Annotated in this window: 13 protein-coding genes and 1 other RNA gene; 7 read left to right on the forward strand and 7 right to left on the reverse strand. The window is 65.6% G+C overall.

From position 1 onward, the window contains the following. Window positions 1–61 precede the first annotated feature (61 nt). Together cphA (ABNX08_RS03965) and cphA (ABNX08_RS03970) are read right to left on the reverse strand one after the other, a co-directional pair. On the reverse strand, window positions 62–2,632 hold the full coding sequence (gene cphA / locus ABNX08_RS03965; protein WP_022533873.1) for a cyanophycin synthetase: 2,571 nt from the start codon (window positions 2,630–2,632) through the stop codon (window positions 62–64). Between the two features lie 48 nt (window positions 2,633–2,680). Beyond that, a complete protein-coding gene (gene cphA, locus ABNX08_RS03970; protein ID WP_349609618.1) occupies window positions 2,681–5,317 on the reverse strand; it encodes a cyanophycin synthetase in 2,637 nt (878 codons plus the stop codon). A gap of 239 nt (window positions 5,318–5,556) precedes the next feature. On the opposite strand from cphA (ABNX08_RS03970), the gene ABNX08_RS03975 reads away from it, so the two are divergent. Next, the gene (locus ABNX08_RS03975) at window positions 5,557–7,854 is read left to right on the forward strand and encodes an ABC transporter ATP-binding protein (protein ID WP_349609616.1); all 2,298 of its coding nucleotides are present in this window, start codon (window positions 5,557–5,559) and stop codon (window positions 7,852–7,854) included. Continuing rightward, entirely contained in the window at window positions 7,847–8,341 is a 495-nt protein-coding gene (locus ABNX08_RS03980) for a DUF1854 domain-containing protein (protein ID WP_022533876.1), read from the forward strand. The genes ABNX08_RS03975 and ABNX08_RS03980 overlap by 8 nt, the downstream gene beginning before the upstream one ends. 485 nt (window positions 8,342–8,826) lie before the next feature. Here the strand turns inward: ABNX08_RS03980 and ABNX08_RS03985 are convergent, their stop codons facing one another. The 5 genes from ABNX08_RS03985 to ompA form a co-directional block, all read right to left on the reverse strand. Next, a complete protein-coding gene (locus ABNX08_RS03985) occupies window positions 8,827–9,228 on the reverse strand; it encodes a hypothetical protein (RefSeq protein ID WP_022533878.1) in 402 nt (133 codons plus the stop codon). A 231-nt stretch (window positions 9,229–9,459) separates the two neighbouring features. Further along, window positions 9,460–9,818, reverse strand: a transfer-messenger RNA (tmRNA) gene (gene ssrA / locus ABNX08_RS03990). 84 nt (window positions 9,819–9,902) lie between these two features. Next, the gene (gene gph, locus ABNX08_RS03995) at window positions 9,903–10,577 is read right to left on the reverse strand and encodes a phosphoglycolate phosphatase (RefSeq protein WP_022533879.1); all 675 of its coding nucleotides are present in this window, start codon (window positions 10,575–10,577) and stop codon (window positions 9,903–9,905) included. Next, a complete protein-coding gene (gene ubiG, locus ABNX08_RS04000) occupies window positions 10,574–11,323 on the reverse strand; it encodes a bifunctional 2-polyprenyl-6-hydroxyphenol methylase/3-demethylubiquinol 3-O-methyltransferase UbiG (RefSeq protein WP_349609613.1) in 750 nt (249 codons plus the stop codon). The genes gph and ubiG overlap by 4 nt, the downstream gene beginning before the upstream one ends. Window positions 11,324–11,454: 131 nt before the next feature. After that, window positions 11,455–12,111, reverse strand: coding sequence for an outer membrane protein OmpA (gene ompA / locus ABNX08_RS04005; protein ID WP_022533881.1), 657 nt, complete (start codon window positions 12,109–12,111; stop codon window positions 11,455–11,457). 434 nt (window positions 12,112–12,545) lie between these two features. Between ompA and gyrA the strand changes: the two genes are divergently transcribed. The 5 genes from gyrA (at window position 12,546) to hisC (ending at window position 19,617) form a co-directional block, all read left to right on the forward strand. Next, window positions 12,546–15,197 carry a DNA gyrase subunit A gene (gene gyrA, locus ABNX08_RS04010; protein ID WP_022533882.1) on the forward strand — a complete coding sequence of 884 codons (2,652 nt, stop codon included), beginning with the start codon at window positions 12,546–12,548 and terminating at the stop codon, window positions 15,195–15,197. A 125-nt stretch (window positions 15,198–15,322) separates the two neighbouring features. Then, a complete protein-coding gene (locus ABNX08_RS04015) occupies window positions 15,323–15,889 on the forward strand; it encodes a DUF2059 domain-containing protein (protein WP_022533883.1) in 567 nt (188 codons plus the stop codon). A 147-nt stretch (window positions 15,890–16,036) separates the two neighbouring features. Continuing rightward, the gene (gene serC, locus ABNX08_RS04020) at window positions 16,037–17,194 is read left to right on the forward strand and encodes a 3-phosphoserine/phosphohydroxythreonine transaminase (RefSeq protein WP_349609610.1); all 1,158 of its coding nucleotides are present in this window, start codon (window positions 16,037–16,039) and stop codon (window positions 17,192–17,194) included. 97 nt (window positions 17,195–17,291) lie between these two features. Further along, a complete protein-coding gene (gene pheA / locus ABNX08_RS04025; protein ID WP_022533885.1) occupies window positions 17,292–18,452 on the forward strand; it encodes a prephenate dehydratase in 1,161 nt (386 codons plus the stop codon). A 37-nt stretch (window positions 18,453–18,489) separates the two neighbouring features. After that, window positions 18,490–19,617, forward strand: a complete 1,128-nt coding sequence (gene hisC, locus ABNX08_RS04030; protein ID WP_349609608.1) for a histidinol-phosphate transaminase — start codon at window positions 18,490–18,492, stop codon at window positions 19,615–19,617. Window positions 19,618–19,727: the final 110 nt, after the last annotated feature.

A 19,727-nucleotide genomic window follows, 5' to 3' on the forward strand; every position in this document is an offset into this window, starting at 1 on the left:
CGCCGCACCAAAGCAAAAGGCCAGCTCCGGGGAGCTGGCCTTTTTTGTCGCCGGTGTGCGATCAGCCCTGCGTGATGCGCCCGGCGATATGCCCCAGCGCTTCTTCCACCTGGTCCACCAGGACCAGGCACAGGTCGCCCGCCTGCAGGTGCGATAGCGCGGTGTCGATGGCGAGGAACTCGCCACGGATCTCCTCGACCTTGCCGGCGCGTTGCGCGCCTTGCAGGCCCTCGCGCAGCAGCGCCAGCACCTCGCCGTCGGCGCGGCCGCGCTGGCACTGGTCCTGGTACAGGATCACCTCGTCGAACACGCCGCCCAGGATCTGGGTCTGTCGGCGGATATCGTCGTCGCGGCGGTCGCCTGCACCGCTGATCACCACCACGCGCCGTTTGGCGGTGATGGTCTCGACCGCGTTGCACAGCGCCTGGATCGCATCCGGATTGTGGCCGTAGTCGGCGATCAGCGTGGCACCGCGGTAGTCGAACACGTTGAAGCGTCCGGGCGCGGTCTGCGCGTCACTGACGAAGGTGGCCAGGCCGCGGCGGATGATGGTCCAGTCGATGCCCAGCGCCCACGCGGCGGCGATCGACGACATCGCGTTCTCGACCTGGAAGCCGATGGTGCCGTTGCGCGTCAGCGGGATCTCTGCCAGCGCGATGCGTACCTCGGTATCGCCCTCGGAGGCAACGATCTCGGCGCCGTCGACGAACACCACGCGTTTGCCCTGCGCACGGTGCGTGGCCATGGCCGGCTGGTTGGGATCGTGCGCGAAGAAGGTGACGCTGCCAGGGCAGGCGTCGGCCATGCGCACCACCATCGGGTCGGCGGCATTGAGCACGGCCATGCCGTGCGGCGCGACGTTCTGCACGATCACGCTCTTGAGCACCGCCAGGTCTTCCACCGAGTTGATGAAGGAGAGCCCCAGGTGGTCACCTTCGCCGACGTTAGTCACCACCGCCACGTCGCAGCGGTCGAAGGCCAGGCCTTCGCGCAGCAGGCCGCCGCGCGCGGTCTCGAACACGGCGGCGTCCACGTCCGGGTGCAGCAGCACGTTGCGCGCGCTGCGCGGGCCGCTGCAGTCGCCGGTGTCGATACGCTCGCCCCGGATATACACGCCGTCGGTGCCGGTCATGCCCATGCGCAGGCCGCTGGCGGCCATGATATGGGTGATCAGGCGCACGGTCGTGGTTTTGCCGTTGGTGCCGGAGACCGCCACCACCGGGATGCGGCCATCGTTGCCATCGGCGAACATGGTCGAGACGATCGCCTCGCCGACCGCGCGGCCCTTGCCGTACGACGGCTGCAGGTGCATGCGCAAGCCCGGCGCGGCGTTGACCTCGACGATGCCGCCGGCCTGTTCCTCGAACGGCTTGAGCATGGTCTCGCACACCGCGTCGACGCCGGCGATATCCAGGCCCACCATCTGCGCCGCGGCCACGGCGCGCGCGGCGATGTCCGGGTGGACGTCGTCGGTCACGTCGGTGGCGCTGCCGCCGGTGGACAGGTTGGCGTTGTTGCGCAGCACCACGCGCGTGCCCTTTGCCGGCACGGAGTCAGCGGTCAGGTTCTGTTTGGCCAGCACGGCCAGCGCGATATCGTCGAAGCGGATTTTGGTCAGCGAGGTCGCATGGCCTTCGCCGCGGCGCGGGTCGCGGTTCACTTCCTCGACCAGCTGGCGCACGGTATGCACGCCGTCGCCGGTGACCTGCGGCGGGTCGCGGCGCGCGGCTGCCACCAGGTGCTTGCCGACCACCAGCAGGCGGAAATCATGGCCCGGGATATAGCGCTCGACGATCACGTCGGTGCTGATGTCCGAGGCGACCTCATAGGCCGTCATCACTTCCTCGCGGGTGCGGATGCGCACGGCCACGCCCTTGCCCTGGTTGCCGTCGCGCGGCTTGACCACCACCGGGGCGTCGATTTCCTGCGCGGCGGCCCAGGCTTCCTCGGCGCTGCGCACCGAGCGGCCGAGCGGCACCGGCACGCCGGCGGCGTGCAGCAGGCTCTTGGTCAGTTCCTTGTCCTGCGCGATCGATTCGGCCACGGCGCTGGTGCGGTCGGTTTCTGCGGCCTGGATGCGGCGCTGCTTGCTGCCCCAGCCGAACTGAACCATCGAACCTTGCGTCAGGCGCCGGTAGGGAATGCCGCGCGCCATGGCAGCATAGACGATCGAGCCGGTGCTCGGTCCCAGGCGCACGTCCTCGTCCAGCTCGCGCAGGCGGTGCAGCGCGTCGGCCAGGTCAAAGGCGGTGTCGGCGCGCGCGGCCAGGCACAGGGCCTCTGCCAGTTCGAAGGCGAGCCGGCCGACTTCTTCCTCGCTGTATTGCACGATGACCTGGTAGGTGCCGGGCTCGACCGTCTGTGCGGTGCGGCTGAACGTGACCGGGCAGCCGGCGGCGGCCTGCAGGCGCAGCGCCGTCATTTCCAGCACGTGGGCCAGCGACATCTCGCCGGCTTCCTCGTCCGGGTGCAGCGGCCCGACTTCCGGGAAACGGGCGCGCAGCCGGTCTTCAAAGCCGGGCAGCGCCGACAGCATGTCGGTGGCATCCTGGCAGGCCACGATGGCCTCGATGGCGGTGTGGCGGCACCACAGGTTCGGGCCCCGCAGGGCCCGGATACGTGAGACTTCCATAGAACGGTTTCCGTGTTCTTCTGTGCGCGGTTCAGCTTGGGGCCGCGCTCAGGCGCGGCGCGCAGGCTGCCCCATCCAGTGGTGCACCAGGTCGACGGTGGCGCCGGTGGCGGCCTCGTCGCACTGCAGTACCAGCAGGTCGCCCGGCACCAGCTGGCCGAGCGCGGTTTCGATGGCGCTGGCGCGCGTGCCTTCGTCGATGATCTTGGTCACGCGGCGCCCTTCATACAGGCCTTGCTTGAGCAGCGCGCGCGCTTCAGCATCGGGCAGGGCGCGCTTGACGCTGCGGTCTTCGCACAGGAAGACGCGGTCGAAATGCCGGCCCAGCACCTTGCCCTGGCGCACCAGGTCTTCATCGCGGCGCTGCACGCCGGCACCGTAGACCACCATGCGGCGATCGGCCGGGAAACGCTCCAGCGCGGCAGCCAGCGCTTCCAGCGCGGGGGCGTTGTGGGCGTCGTCGACCACCACGGTGGCGCCGTTGCGCTCGAACAGCGTGAAGCGGCCCGGCACGTCGACCTGGCCGACGTCGAAGGTCACCACGCCGGCGCGGATCAGGTCGTTGGAGATGCCCAGCGCCCAGCCTGCGGCCACGGCCGCCAGCACGTTCTCGATCTGGAACGCGACGCGGCCGGCATAGGTCAGCGGCACCGCGGTCACGTCGACCAGTGGGGTCTCGCTGTTGCCGCTGTTCCCGTTAGCCAGCACGATCTTGCCCTCGCGCAGGTACACCGCGCGCTTGCCGGCGGCGCGGTGCGACACGATCGCGGGCAGCTCCGGCGTCAGGCCGAAGAAGATCACGTCGCCGTCGCACAGTTCGGCCATTTCCACCAGGCGTTCGTCGCGCGCGTTGAGCACGGCGGCGCCGTCCTTGAGCACCACGTCGACCTGCGTGCGCAGCACGTTGTACATGCGGTCTTCGTCCTCGACGTAGTAGTCGCCGAGGTGGTCAGGCTGGTCGAAGTTGGTGACCACGCCGACCTGGCAGCGGTCATAGGGCAGGCCTTCAGACAGGATGCTGCCGCTGTCGCTCTCGAACACGGCGGCTTCTACTGCGCGATTCATCAGGATGCGGTGGCTCGCTTCCCAGTTGGCGCGGTCGCCGCCTTCCACCTGGCGGCGGTCCAGGTACAGGCCGTCGCTGCAGGCCAGGCCGGTGTGCTTGCCCGACAGCTGCAGCAGGCGCGCCACCAGACGTGCGACCACGGTCTTGCCGTTGGTGCCGGTCACGCCCACCACCGGGATGCGGCCCTGGTCGTCCTCGGGGAACAGGTGATCGACGATGGCGCGGCCCACCGGGCGAGGCGTGCCTTCGGCCGGCTTGATATGCATCAGCAGGCCGGGGCCGGCGTTGACCTCGACGATGGCGCCGCGTTGTTCGGCCAGCGGGCGCGAGATGTCCTCGGCCACCAGGTCGACGCCGGCGATGTCCAGGCCGACCACGCGCGCGGCCAGTGCGGCATGCGCAGCGACGCTCGGGTGCACGCGGTCGGTCACGTCGAAGGCGACGTTGCCATTGCGCTGGATCAGCACATTCTTGCCTTCCGGTGGCACCGAGCTGCCATCCATGCCCTGGCGCTTCAGTTCCAGGCGCGCGGCCGAATCGAGGCGCACGCGGTTCAGCGGATGGTCTTCGGTGTTGCCGCGGCGCGGATCGGAATTGATCTGCAGTTCGATCAGCTCGTCGATGGTCGACTTGCCGTCGCCGACGACGCTGGCGGTCTCGCCCATCGCGGCGGCGACCAGGCGGCCGCCGACCACCAGCAGGCGGTGTTCGTTGCCGGGGATAAAGCGCTCGACGATCACGCCGCTGCCTTCGTCGATGGCCACGCCGTAGGCGGTCTCGACTTCCTCGCGGGCCACCAGGTTGGTGAACACGCCGCGGCCGTGATTGCCGTCATAGGGCTTGACCACCACCGGCACGCCGATGTCCTCGGCAGCGTCCCAGGCATCTTCCGGCGAATCGACCATGCGGCCTTCCGGCACCGGCACGCCGCAGGATTCCAGCAGGCTCTTGGTCAGGTCCTTGTCGCGCGAGATGCTTTCGCCGATGGCGCTGGTGCGGTCGGTCTCGGCGGTCCAGATGCGGCGCTGGCGTGCGCCGTAGCCGAGCTGGACCAGGTTGCCGTCGGACAGGCGCAGCGCCGGGATGTCGCGGTCGTCCGCGGCATCGACGATGCAGGCGGTGCTCGGGCCCAGGCAGTGCTCGTCGACCAGGCGGCGCAGGTTGTCCACGGCGGCGGGGACGTCGAAGGGACGATCCTCGATCGCAGCCATGACCAGGTCGCGGGCGGTGAACAGTGCGGCGCGGGTTACTTCTTCGTGCCAGGCGCGTACGATGACCTTGTAGACGCCGCGCACCGGGGTCTCCCGGGCCTTGCCGAAGCCGCCCGGCATGCCCGCCAGGTTCTGCAGCTCAAGCGTCACGTGTTCCAGGATATGGCCCGGCCAGGTGCCTTCCTTCAGGCGTTGCAGGAAGCCGCCGCGCTCGCCGATGCTGCAGCGATGCTCGACCAGCGACGGCAGCCAGGCCGACAGGCGCTCGTAGAACCCCGGAATCGTGTTGGAGGGAAAGTCCTCCAGTTCCCCGATATCGACCCATGCCTCCAGAACGGGCCGATATGTCCACATATTCGGGCCGCGCAGCGACATGACATCGAAAATCTCAATGTCCTTCTTTTTCATTGAATTAGCTTGAGGCAGTGGGCGGAACCGCCCGAGAAATGGAAGCCTAACCTTTCAGTAACGTTACAGCGTTGTACGGGTTGACTTTCTTGGCTTAAAAGAGTTTGTGCAATGCATCAGGACCACCCGCTCGTTCGTCGTTATGTATACTGCGGGCGAATTCGCGGGCCGCCAGCGCGTGCCCGGCTTAAATTGTTTCAAGTTATGTCCGTACCCCCTGGACGCACGCCGCGCCTTACATGACCCAGTCCTCCCTGCCTGCCCTCAACACCCCCGTGGCCGAAGAGCCCTGGCGAACCGATTCCGGATCGTGGCTCCGACCCGGCGAGTCCGTCCTGGCCGGACTGGAACTGGACCTCGACGCGAGGCTGCATTTTACCCAAGGGTGGCTGGTTGTGACGGACCAGCGCATCGTTGCCCGGGCTCCCGGTGAAAAAAATGTGCGGGAATGGAACATCGGGCCTTCCCTGCGCCTGACCCACGCTGACCATGCCGGCGTCGGCACGCTGGAACTGAGCGGGCCGGGGGGGCGGTTGGCCACCTGGCGATATACGCTTGGTTACAATCCGTCCGCCTTGCGGCTGGCCGACCAGTTCCAGGCCCGCCGCGACGCCGCCAGCGCCCGCGCCACGCCCGACGCCGGCGAAGTGCCGTGCCCGACCTGCAAGGCGCCGCTGCCGCCGGAGGAGGAGCAGTGTCCGCAATGCAGCCGTGAGCTGGAAACGCCGCCTTCCACCTGGGCGCTGCTGCGCCTGTGGCGCTTCGCCCGGCCGTACCAATGGCAGTTGCTGGCCGGTTTCCTGCTCACCGTGCTGTCCACCGCCGCCACGCTGGTGCCGCCGTACCTGACCATGCCGCTGATGGACAAGGTGCTGATCCCGTTCCAGAACGGCGTGCCGATCGACTACGACCTGGTGCGGATGTACCTGGCAGGCCTCTTTGGCGCGGCGCTGGTGGCGTGGAGCCTGGGCTGGGCACGCACCTACCTGCTGGCGCGCGTATCGGAGCGCATCGGCGCCGACTTGCGTACAACTACCTATGAACACCTGCTAAAGCTTTCGCTAGAGTATTTCGGCGGCAAGCGCACCGGTGACTTGATGGCGCGTATCGGCTCGGAAAGCGACCGCATCTGTGTGTTCCTGTCGCTGCACCTGCTGGACTTCGCCACCGACGTGCTGATGATCGTGATGACCGCGGCGATCCTGGTGTCGATCAACCCGTGGCTGGCGCTGGTGACGCTGGTGCCGCTACCGTTTATCGCCTGGATGATCCACCTGGTGCGCGACCGTCTGCGCCACGGCTTCGAGAAGATCGACCGGATCTGGTCGGAGATCACCAACGTGCTGGCCGACACCATCCCGGGCATCCGCGTGGTCAAGGCGTTTGCACAGGAGAAGCGTGAAGTGGCGCGCTTCCGCGAGGCCAACAAGCACAACCTGGCGATCAACGACCGCGTCAATGCGGTGTGGTCGCTGTTCACGCCGACGGTGACGTTGCTGACTGAAATCGGCCTGCTGATCGTGTGGGTGTTCGGCATCTGGCAGGTGTCGCACAGCGCCATTACGGTGGGCGTGCTGGTGGCGTTCCTGACCTATATCAGCCGCTTCTACACGCGGCTGGATTCGATGAGCCGCATCGTCTCGGTGACACAGAAGGCCGCGGCCGGCGCCAAGCGTATCTTCGACATCCTCGACCACGTGTCGAGCGTGCCGGAGCCGGTGCGGCCCGCGAAGCTCGACAAGGTCGAGGGCGCTATCGACATGCGCGACCTGGGCTTCCGCTATGGCAACCGCGCGGTGATCCGCGGGCTGGATTTGTCGATCGCGCCGGGCGAGATGATCGGCCTGGTGGGGCACAGCGGCTCGGGCAAGAGCACGCTGGTCAACCTGATCTGCCGTTTCTACGACGTGTCAGAGGGCGCGATCCGCGTCGACGGAGTCGATATCCGTTCGTTGCCGGTGTCCGAGTACCGCCGCCATATCGGGCTGGTGCTGCAGGAGCCGTTCCTGTTCTTTGGCACCATCGCCGACAACATCGCCTACGGCAAGCCCGATGCCACGCGCGAGGAGATCATCGCCGCCGCGCGCGCCGCGCATGCGCACGAATTCATCCTGCGCCTGCCGCATGGTTACGACTCGCTGGTCGGTGAGCGCGGCCAGGCGCTGTCGGGCGGCGAGCGCCAGCGCATCTCGATCGCGCGCGCGCTGCTGATCAACCCGCGCATCCTGATCATGGACGAGGCCACCTCGTCGGTCGACACCGCTACGGAGAAGGAAATCCAGAAGGCGCTCGACAACCTGGTACAGGGCCGCACCACCATCGCCATCGCGCACCGGCTGTCGACGCTGCGCAAGGCCGATCGTCTGGTGGTGATGGACCGCGGCCAGATCGTAGAGGTCGGCAGCCACGACGAGCTGCTCCTGCGAGAAGGTGCCTATTACAAGCTTTACCAGGCGCAAGCGCGCAATGTCGATACCGAAGACGACATCGAAGAAGACAAAGCCCTGATGGAAACGCCGGAGGCAGCCAATGCCTGATGACATCCAAGCGGCCACGCAGACAGCCGTGTTCACTCTTGACCGCAATGCATTCGGCCGCCTGGTGCTGACCGACGCCGACGGCACCGTCCACGAAGGCGTGGTGCCGGTGCGCGCCTTCCCGATTTCCGCGCCGCAGGGCGGCATCGGCCTGATGAGCACGGACGGGCATGAAGTGGTGTGGATTCCGCGCCTGGAAGACCTGCCACAGGCCGAGCGCAGCCTGATCGAAGAAGAGCTCGCGTCGCGCGAGTTCATGCCCGAGATCCGCCACATCGTCAGCGTGTCGACCTACGCCACACCCAGTGTGTGGACGGTGCAGACCGACCGCGGCCAGACCTCGCTGGTGCTGCGTGGAGAAGAGGCTATCCGGCGCCTGACCGGCAGCACGCTGCTGGTGTCGGACAGCCATGGCATCCACTACCTGATCCGCGACCTGATGGCGCTGGACAAGCACAGCCGCAAGATCCTGGACCGCTTCCTCTGAAGCGGCGCGGAACGGAATAGCTCATGTCCGGATTGACGTAGCCAAGGTTCGCCGCGCGCGTATCGCAGTTGACACCGACGGCATTGGTCATTGGTTGGCAAGGTTGACTGCCACCGCCATGTTGTTCATGGTTTGCAGGTACGGCATGGCTGGAGTCGATGTGCACGCGGCATGCACGAAGTGCGGTGCAGCCAGGCATGCAAACGCCAGGAGCCAGCGCCTGCGTGCGCGAGGGAAGCGGATTCGGATCATAGGTCGTAGAGTCGCGGCATGCCGGATCTGGCCCGGCAAGGGCGCCCGGATGCGCCCGATGAACAGGTTCACCGAGCCTGTTGAGGACGAAACAACTCTAGGCCGACTGCGCTACGCCTGTGCTCGGAAAATTCCTAATGCGGTGGGGAAGGTTGGGGAATCGTGCAGGCAAGCTGACTTCCTGCGTCCCAGTCACTGCGATCTGCGCCGAGATGCGCGATGGTGTGTGGGGATTAGTGCAGGAGGTCGGGCGAGTCGTCGTCCTCGTCCCAGTCCTCGTGCATGACCGGCACATCGGGCACCATGTCGAACACCATCGAGTGGTAGCGTACGCTGAACCACGCGCGGAACATCTGCAGCGTCAGCGTCTCGGGCCACATCGAGTCGTCGAACCACTCGCCCAGCATGAATTCGAAGAACGCCTGCCAGCGTTTCTCGACCCAGCGCACCGCATTCTCATGCGTGTCGGCCAGTTCTTCGGGCACCAGGAACACGCTCTGGTCTTCGCGCACGTGTTCGAGCGTGAGGCCGGCGACCGGCTGCGGATCAACGGCCTGGATCCAGTCCAGGAACGGCTGTTCCGGGACCAGGGCAACCATGGAACGGTTGATGGTGAAGCGGGGATGGTCTGACATGGCGAAGGGCGTGGAGGACGGCAACCGGGTATTGTAGTCGCTCGCGGTCTCGGTGCAGTGCCAGACTGTAGACCCGCTACTGATAATCCAGTGCAAAGATCATCGCGCTCGGCACCGTCCCCGCGCGATGGCGGCGGCGCAGTTGGCCGCACAGCCGGTAAACGAAAAAACGGACCAGAAGGTCCGTTGATTCGCGACCCTGGCGCAGCGGACGCCAGGGTGAGGTGAAACTGGTGGAGCCGGCGGGAATCGAACCCGCGTCCGCAAGCCCTCCACAGAGAGTTCTACATACTTAGTTCTGTCATTTGATTTAACCGGCGCATCGCGGACGAACACGCTCTACGACGGCGAGTCACTAAATTTTCGTCTCCGGACCCGTGACACTTCCGGAGCTTATCTGACGTAAATGACCTCGCGTGGTCTTGCGACCCTAGCCCGTCAGCGAGCCAGTGCGAGGACGGCCGCAATTAAGCGGCCAGTGCGTAACGTTCGTCGTTAGCAGTTATTGCATTCCCATTGATTAACGAGGTGACGGGTCCTCGGTATGCCCTCCACTGCTTTGTAACCCACGTCGAAACCAGGTCGGCCCCAGTGAGGAAGCTGGATTGTACCCGGTTGGACGCACGCTGTCTCGAGGAGTTCCAGCCGGGGCTCGCATGTCCCATGCGGCGCACTCAGGCGACCGCGGCGGGTACCAGCAAGGGGATCAGCTCGGCGGGGTGGCGCACCAGGTGGTCGGCGCCCCACGTCTCGGGCGGTTCGCCGTCGCCGCAATAGCCATAAGCGGCGGTCACCGTGATCATCCCCGCGGCCTTGCCGGCCTGGATGTCGCGCAGGTCGTCGCCGACGTAGACGCAGCGGCGCGGATCGACGCCGGCGCTAGCGGCGGCGTGCAGCAGCGGGGCGGGGTGGGGCTTGGCATGCGGCGTAGTGTCGCCGCTGACCACGGCGCTGGCGCGCGGCGCCAGGCCGATGGCGGCCACCAGTGGCACCGTGAAGCGGGCGATCTTGTTGGTGACGATGCCCCACGGGATGCCCGCCGCCTCCAGCGCCGACAGCACCTGCGGCATGCCGTCGAACAGGTGCGTGTGAACTGCAATGTCGGCCTCGTAGTAGTCCAGGAAGATATCGCGTAGCGCGGGGAACTCCGCGTCCTCCGGGCGCAGCCCGAAGGCCGCGCCGAGCAGGCCGCGCGCGCCGTGCGAGGCGACCGGGCGCAGCTTCTCATAGGCCACCGGCGGGTTGCCGCGCTCGACCACCAGCCGGTTGGCCGCTGCCGCGAGATCCGGGGCCGTGTCCGCGAGGGTGCCGTCCAGGTCGAAAAAGACGCCTGCGATGCCCCCCGTCATGCCGCCACCCGGCGGAACGCCATCATGTAGTTCACATCGGTGTCGCGGTTCAGCGAATAGACCTGCGACAACGGGTTGTAGGTCATGCCACGCATCTCGACCAGGTCCAGGCCGGCCTGGCGGGCGAAGCGCGCCAGCTCGGACGGGGTGATGAACTTGTCGTAGTCGTGCGTGCCGCGCGGCAGCATGTTGAGCACGTACTCGGCGCCGACGATGGCCATCAGGTAGGCCTTCAGGTTGCGATTGATGGTCGAGAAGAACACATGGCCGCCGGGCTTCACCAGCGTGGCGCAGGCGCGGACGATCGAAGCGGGATCGGGCACGTGTTCCAGCATCTCCATGCAAGTCACGACATCCACGCTGGCCGGCTCACGGGCGGCCAGCGTTTCAGCGGCGATCTCCTCGTAGTTGACCACTACGCCGGACTCGAGGCTGTGCAGGTCTGCCACCTTGAGCGCCTTGGTCGAGAGATCGATGCCGCGCACGGTGGCGCCCAGGCGCGCCATGCTCTCGGACAGGATGCCACCGCCGCAGCCCACGTCGACCACGCGCTTGCCCGCAAGGCCGGCGAGGCCGTCGATCCAGCCCAGGCGCAGCGGGTTCAGCTCATGCAGCGGCTTGAATTCGCTTTCCGGGTCCCACCAGCGGTGGGCCAGCTCGCTGAACTTGTCGATTTCCTTGGGGTCGGCGTTCCGGCGCAGCGGATCCGGCGTGGCGGCGGACGGGGTTTGCGATTGCAGCGTCATCGTATGGGGGCCGGCGGCTGGCTGCCTGCGCCGGCGAATGTGAAGGGGAGGTCGGGGCAACTGTACCAAAAAAACGGTACCAAAAAAAAGCCCAGCTTGCGCTGGGCTTTTCTTCATCGGAAAGGATCCGATTAACGCGCGCTGCGGGTGCCGACCACTTCGACTTCCACGCGGCGGTTCGGCTGCTGGCAGCCGATCTGGGCCTTGCGGTTGCCCTTGCACGACTTCGGATCGACCTTCAGCTGGCGCTTGCCCTTGCCTTCGGTGTAGACACGGTTGGCTTCAACGCCCTTGCTCACCAGGTAAGCCTTGACCGATTCAGCACGACGGATCGACAGGCGATCGTTGTACTTGTCCGAACCGAACGAGTCGGTGTGGCCCACGGCGATAATGACTTCCAGGGTGATGCCTTGCAGCTTCGAGACCAGGTCGTCCAGCTTGGCCTTGCCTTCGGGCTTCAGCACGGCCTTGTCGAAGTCGAACAGGGTGTCAGCAGCGAAAGTGACCTTCTCGCTCGACACAACCGGCGGTGCCACCGGAGCCGGCGCCGGTGCGGCCGGGGCTGCGGGGGCCAGGGCGCCGTCGCACAGGGCGTTGGCGGTGGCCGGAGTCCAGGAGCTGTCGCGCCAGCAGAGCTCGTTCGTGCCATTCTTCCACACGTACTCGCTCGTACCGTTGCCCCAGTTGTCGTTCACTGCCTTTTTTTCATAGGGGACGGACTGGGCTTGAGCGGATGCAGCCATTACTGCGGTAGCTGCAACGAGCGCGAGCTTGGCAAATTTTTTCATATTTCTCCTCTCAGGATGAGATCACCGCAGGGTTACTGCGAGCAAATGGACGAAAACAAGTCATACATTCTTCGGAGTATAACATTCTCGATGTGGCTGATGCTCCACTTCGAACAATGTCTGGCTCTTCGCTGGGGAATTGTGCCACAAGGGTCGTTTCCTAAGAAGTAAATATATTCGATTCGCCCCATGGGTTTTGGGCCTGTGGTGTTTGTGCAACATGGGTCTTGTGTCGCCCGCAAAGCCTTGTGGCATCAGGGTTTCAGGGTTTTCGCAGGGGCCCGCGGGCGCCTTCCGGGAAGCTGTCCGGAGGGGGCGAGGCGGGGGTGTCGGCATGTTAGAATGGCGTGTTGCCCCGCTGTCAGGCGCCGCCCGGCGCCACCCGCAAAAGGGCCCTGACATTCGCTTAAACCTGCCGCATAAACCACGCCGCAATGGATCCATTCGCAAAAGAAACCCTTCCGGTCTCCCTAGAAGAGGAAATGCGCCGCTCCTATCTCGATTACGCCATGAGCGTGATTGTCGGACGCGCGCTTCCCGATGTGCGGGACGGCCTGAAACCGGTACACCGGCGCGTGCTGTTTGCGATGCACGAGCTTAACAACGACTGGAACCGTCCGTACAAAAAGTCGGCCCGTATCGTCGGGGATGTGATCGGTAAATATCACCCGCACGGTGACACCGCAGTCTACGACACCATCGTGCGCATGGCGCAAGACTTCTCGCTGCGCTACATGCTGGTCGACGGCCAGGGCAATTTCGGTTCTGTCGACGGCGATAACGCCGCGGCCATGCGATATACCGAAATCCGCCTGGCGAAAATCGCCCACGAGATGCTGCACGACATCGACAAGGAAACCGTCGATTTCGACAGCAACTACGACGGCTCTGAAAAAGAGCCCACAATTCTGCCGGCCCGTATTCCCAATCTGCTAATCAATGGTTCATCCGGTATTGCGGTGGGCATGGCCACCAATATCCCGCCGCATAACCTGAATGAAATCGTCGACGGCTGTCTGCACCTGCTGCGCAACCCGCAGGCGACGGTGGATGAACTGATTGAATTGATTCCGGCTCCGGATTTTCCGACCGCCGGGATTATCTATGGCATCCAGGGCGTGCGCGAAGGCTACCGCACCGGCCGCGGCCGGGTGGTGATGCGGGCCAAGACGCACTTCGAGGACATCGACCGCGGCCAGCGCCAGGCGATCATCGTCGACGAGCTGCCCTACCAGGTGAACAAGCGCACCCTGCTCGAGCGCATCGCCGAGCTGGTCACCGAGAAGAAGGTCGAGGGCATTTCCGACATCCGCGACGAGTCGGACAAGTCCGGCATGCGCGTGGTGATCGAGCTCAAGCGTAACGAGGTGCCCGAGGTCGTCCTCAACAACCTATATAAGAACACCCAGCTGCAGGACACCTTCGGCATGAACATGGTGGCGCTGGTCGACCGCCAGCCGCGCCTGCTGAACCTGCGCCAGATGCTGGAGTACTTCCTTGCGCACCGCCGCGAGGTCGTCACCCGCCGCACGGTGTTCGAACTGCGCAAGGCGCGCGAGCGCGGCCATGTGCTGGAAGGCCTGGCCGTGGCGCTGGCCAATATCGACGAGTTCATCGCGATCATCAAGGCCGCGCCGACCCCGCCGATCGCCAAGCAGGAACTGATGGCCAAGGCCTGGGATTCGGGCCTGGTGCGCGACATGCTGGCACGTGCCGAAAACGACACCCCGGGCGGGCGCGCTTCCTATCGCCCGGACGGCCTCCCGGCCGTATTCGGCATGCAGCCGGACGGCCTGTACAAGCTGTCCGACGCCCAGGCGCAGGAAATCCTGCAAATGCGCCTGCAACGCCTCACTGGTCTCGAGCAGGATAAGATCGTCCAGGAATATCGCGACATCATGGCGGAAATCGCCGATCTGCTCGATATCCTGGCGCGCCCGGAACGCATTACCACCATCATCTCCGACGAACTCACCGCCATCCGCGCTGAATTCGGCGACGAGCGCCGCTCGCAGATCGAGCTCAACGCGACCGAACTGGACACGGAAGACCTGATCACCCCGCAGGACATGGTGGTCACGCTGTCGCACAGTGGCTATATGAAGAGCCAGCCGATTTCCGAGTACCGCGCACAGAAGCGCGGCGGACGCGGCAAGCAGGCGGCGGCGACCAAGGAAGACGACTGGATCGACACGCTGTTCGTGGCCAATACCCACGACTACATCCTGTGCTTCTCCAACCGCGGCCGCTTGTACTGGCTGAAGGTCTATGAAGTGCCGCAGGGCTCGCGCAATTCGCGCGGTCGCCCGATCGTCAATATGTTCCCGCTGTCCGAAGGCGAGAAGATCAATGTGATCCTGCCGGTGCGCCAGTTCGACGCCGAGCACTTCATCTTCATGGCCACCGCCCGCGGTACGGTCAAGAAGACAGCGCTGACCGAGTTCTCCAACCCGCGCAAGGCCGGCATCATCGCGGTCGACCTGGACGAGGGCGACTACCTGATCGGCGCCGCAGTCACCGACGGTCAGCACGACGTGATGCTGTTCTCCGACGCCGGCAAGGCGGTGCGTTTCGACGAGAACGACGTGCGCCCGATGGGTCGCCAGGCGCGCGGCGTGCGCGGCATGAACCTGGAAGACGGGCAGACCGTGATCGCCATGCTGGTGGCGCCGGCCGAGACGGCCGAAGAGGCCGAAGCCGGCACCCGCGGCAGCGTGCTGACCGCGACCGAGAACGGCTACGGCAAGCGCACTCCGATCGCCGAGTACACTCGACATGGCCGCGGCACCAAGGGGATGATTGCGATCCAGACGAGCGAGCGCAACGGCCGCGTGGTGGCTGCGGCACTGGTTTCACCTGAAGACGAGATCATGCTGATCACCACCGGTGGCGTGCTGATCCGTACCCGCGTGGGCGAAATCCGCGAAATGGGCCGCGCCACCCAGGGCGTGACGCTGATCAACGTGGACGAGGGCACCAAGCTGTCCGGGTTGCAGCGCATCGTGGAAAGTGATGCCGACAACGGCACCGGCTCCGAAGAGGCGGAAGAGGCGGACGGCGCCGCCGGGGCCGACGCCAATCCGTAGCCATTCCGTGGCCAATCTGTAGCCAATCTGTAGCCAATCGTAAATTGTTGCAACATTAGGACGCCGGCCGGAACTCGTTTCGCGGCTGTCCGGACTAAAACGGACGTATTTACCAGGGAGTCACAATGCTCAAAACCTTTCGACGTATCGCTGTTCTGACTGCTTTCGTTCCGACCTTCATGGTGGCGCAGCATGCTCACGCCCAGGGGGACGCGGAAAAGACCGCAGCCATCAAGGAACTGCTTTCCGTCATGCAGGCCGACCAGGCCGTCAAGGGCCAGGCCGAGAACTGGCAGCAGGGCGCCAAGCAGGAAGCCCCGCTGGTGCTGGAGCAAGTGCTGGTCGAGAACAAGACCATGAACGACAAGCAGAAGCAGGCCGCGGTCGAAAAGCTGAAGAAGAACGGCGCGGTACAGCGCATGGTCGACGGCGCCGGCTCGGCGTTCAACACCGATGGCTTCCGTAAGGATGCGATCCAGGCGCACTATGATGCCTTCGGCAAGTACTACTCGACGCAGGAACTGAAGGACCTGACCACGTTCCTGAAGTCGCCCACCGGCCAGAAGTTCATGGCCAACCAGGGCAAGGCCACCCAGGAGATCTGGGGTTCGATGATGCAGAAGTACGGCCCGCAGGTCGGCAAGTCGATGCGCGACGCCGCGGAGAAGGAAATCACCGCCGCTTCGAAGTAAGCGTGTGAGCGAACCGCCGCACTGGTCCGCAACCTTGCGGACCAGTGCGGCACTGGGGCACGGCCCCGGGTGCCCAACGGGGCGCGGGTTTGAGGGATAATGGCTGCTTGGGTAACACCGGCAGCCATTTTTCCATTCCCCCGTCTCATGAACGATCCCCAGAATCCCGCTCTTGCCGGCATGATGCAGCGTGCATTGGCCGAACGCGTCTACAACTTCTCCCCAGGCCCGGCGGCGCTGCCCGCCGAAGTGCTGCAACAGGCCGCCGAGGAGATGCTGTCATGGCACGGGACCGGGGTTTCGGTGATGGAGATGAGCCACCGCAGCCGCGAATTCGAAAGCATCCATAACGAAGCGATCGCCGACCTGCGCGAGCTGCTGCACATCCCTTCCAATTTCAAGGTGCTGTTCCTGCAAGGCGGCGCCATCGGCGAGAACGCCATCGTGCCGCTGAACCTGATGCGGCTGCGCAGCACCGAGCAGCCCAAGGCCGATTTCGTCGTGACCGGCACCTGGTCGATCAAGACCGAGCAGGAAGCGCGTCGCTATGGCACGGTCAATATCGCGGCGTCCAACGAGGCAGAGAAATTCCACCGCATCCCCGCCGTTGCAGACTGGAAGCTGTCCGATGATGCCGCTTACGTGCACTTGTGCACCAACGAGACCATCGTCGGCGTCGAGTTCCAGGAGATCCCCGACATCGGCCAGGTCAAGGGTAATCGCGTCGTGGTGGCCGATGCCTCCAGCCATATCCTGTCCCGCCCGATCGACTGGTCGCACGTGCAGGTGGTCTACGGCGGCGCGCAGAAGAATATCGGCCCGGCCGGCGTCACCATCGTGATCGTGCGCGAAGACCTGATCGGGCATGCGCATCCTCTGTGCCCGTCGGCGTTCAACTGGCGCATGGTGGCCGAGCACAACTCGATGTACAACACGCCACCGACCTATGCGATCTATATCGCCGGGTTGGTGTTCAAATGGCTCAAGCGCCAGGGCGGCGTGCAGGGGATCGAACAGAGCAATATCGCCAAGGCGGCGGCGCTGTACGACTTCCTGGACCAGAGCGATTTCTACCGCAACGAGATTCATCTGAGCTGCCGTTCGCGCATGAACGTGCCGTTCTTCCTGGGCGACGAATCGCGCAATGACGCGTTCCTCGCGCAGGCGCGGGCCAACGGCCTAGTGCAGCTCAAGGGCCATAAGACCGTGGGCGGCATGCGTGCCAGCATCTACAACGCGATGCCGCTGGAAGGCGTGATGGCGCTGGTCGATTTCATGCGCGAGTTCGAACGCACGTCCGCCTGACAGGCAACTCGCGCCCTGCCGCGCGCGACACCGCGCCGGTCGGCGCGGACAGTTTTTCTCCGGCCGCCGCGCTCCGGCGGCCCACCGGATTCATACAATGACAAGCCAAGACAGCACCCCTGCGCGCGAGGAGACGCAGCCAAACGAGCAGCCCAACGGCAACCACCTGAGCGAGGCCGAGCGCAAGCTGTCGGTTGAGCTGGCGCCGCTGCGCGAGCAGATTGACACGGTGGACCGCGAACTGCTGGCCATGCTGAACCACCGCGCCAAGCTGGCGCTCGACGTCGGCGAGGTCAAGAAGAAGTACGGCGCGCCGGTGTTCCGCCCAGAGCGCGAGCTGCAGGTGATCCGCAAGGTGCAGGGTGCCAACCCGGGCCCGCTGCTCGGCGAAAGCGTGGCAGCGATCTGGCGCGAGGTGATGTCCGCCTGCCGCGGGCTGGAAAAGCCGCTGGAAGTCGCGTTCCTGGGCCCGGTCGGCACGTTCTCCGAGCAGGCGCTGTACGCGCATTTCGGCCATGAGGTGTCGGGAGTGGCTTGCCCGAGCATCGATGAAGTGTTCCGCGCGGTGGAGGCGGGCACGGTCGAATACGGCGTGGTGCCCGTGGAAAATTCGACCGAAGGCGCGGTGTCGCGCACGCTCGACCTGTTCCTGCAGACCTCGCTGAAAATCAGCGGCGAGATCGCGCTGAAGGTGCACCACAACCTGATGGCATCCACGCCCGACATGCAGGGCGTAACGGTGGTGCGCGCCCATGCGCAGGCGCTGGCGCAGTGCCAGCACTGGCTGACGGCCAACTATCCGCACCTGGAGCGCCAGGCTGTATCGAGCAATGCCGAGGCTGCCCGCATGGCCAGCGAAGACCCGACCGTGGCCGCGATTGCCGGCGAGTCCGCCGCCAACCGCTACCACCTGCATATGGTGCGCACCCATATCCAGGACGATCCGCACAACCGCACGCGCTTTGCCGTGATCGGCCGCTACGAGACCGAGCCGTCGGGCAGCGACCAGACCTCGATGATCCTGTCCGTGCCCAACAAGGCGGGCGCGGTGTACCAGCTGCTCGCGCCGCTGGCGGAGAACGGCGTGTCGATGTGCCGCTTCGAGTCGCGCCCGGCGCGCAGCGGCGCGTGGGAGTACTACTTCTACGTCGACGTGGAAGGGCACCAGCATGAGCCGGCAGTGGCGCGCGCCATCGACGAGCTGCGCCGCAACGCGGCCTACCTGAAGGTGCTGGGGTCGTATCCGTCGAGCAAGTAAGCCGCCAAGGCACGGTAAGCAAGAACAAGGAGACGAGATGGCAGAGCAGGGTAAGCAAGGCCGCGTAGTGTTCGGACCCGACTATGTGCGTGCGATCTCGCCGTACGTGGCCGGCAAGCCGATTTCCGAAGTCGCGCGCGAGGTCGGCCTGGACGAGGCCGGCATCGTCAAGCTCGCTTCCAACGAGAATCCGCTGGGCATGCCGGCATCCGCGCAGCGCGCGGTGGCGGACGCCGTGGCCGAGCTCGGCCGCTACCCCGATTCCAACGGCTTTGCGCTGAAGGCCGCGCTGTCCGCGCGCTTCGGCGTGCCGGAGGAATGGCTGACGCTCGGCAACGGCAGCAACGACATCTTGGAGCTGGCCGCGCATGCGCTGGTCGAGCCCGGCCAGTCGATCGTCTATGCCGAATATTCGTTCGCGGTCTACGCGCTGGCCACGCAGGAAATCGGCGCGCGCGCCATCGAAGTGCCCGCCCGCGACTATGGTCATGACCTGGGCGCGATGGCCGCGGCGATTGCGCCGGACACGCGCCTGGTGTTTATCGCCAACCCGAACAACCCGACTGGCACCTTCGTGCCCGCCGCGCAGATCGAGGCCTTCCTGCAGCAGGTGCCGGCGCACGTGGTGGTGGTGCTGGACGAGGCGTACAACGAATACCTCGATGCCGATCAGCAATACGATTCGGTCGCCTGGGTGCGCCGCTATCCCAACCTGCTGGTGTCGCGCACGTTCTCCAAGGCCTATGGCCTGGCCGGGCTGCGCGTCGGCTACGCGGTGGCGCAGCCGGAACTGGCCGACCTGCTCAACCGCGTGCGCCAGCCGTTCAACGTCAACAGCGTGGCGCAGGCAGCGGCTGTCGCCGCGCTCGGTGACAGCGAGTTCTTGCGCCGCAGCGCCGAACTGAACCGCGCCGGGAAGGCGCAGCTGACGGAGGCCTTCGATCGCCTCGGGCTGGAATATGTGCCGTCGTCGGGCAACTTCGTGCTGGTGCGCGTCGGCGACGACGACGGGGCTGGTGCGCGCGTCAACCTGGCGCTGCTCAAGCAGGGCGTGATCGTGCGCCCGGTCGGCAACTACAACCTGCCGCGCTGGCTGCGCGTGACCATCGGCCTGCCCGAGGAGAACGCAGCCTTTGTCGCGGCGCTGGAGCGGGCGCTCGCGTGAGCGCGGCTACAATCGCGGCTATTACCGCGGCGTTCCCCGGCCGGCATGGCGCCGGCCGGTCTGCCAGTCATCGAATTACCTCGGTCCGGACCGAGCCACTGCCCGTTGCG

Origin of the sequence: Cupriavidus sp. DF5525 (genome assembly GCF_040149425.2) — a bacterium.
In the GTDB taxonomy this organism is placed as follows: domain Bacteria; phylum Pseudomonadota; class Gammaproteobacteria; order Burkholderiales; family Burkholderiaceae; genus Cupriavidus; species Cupriavidus pickettii_A.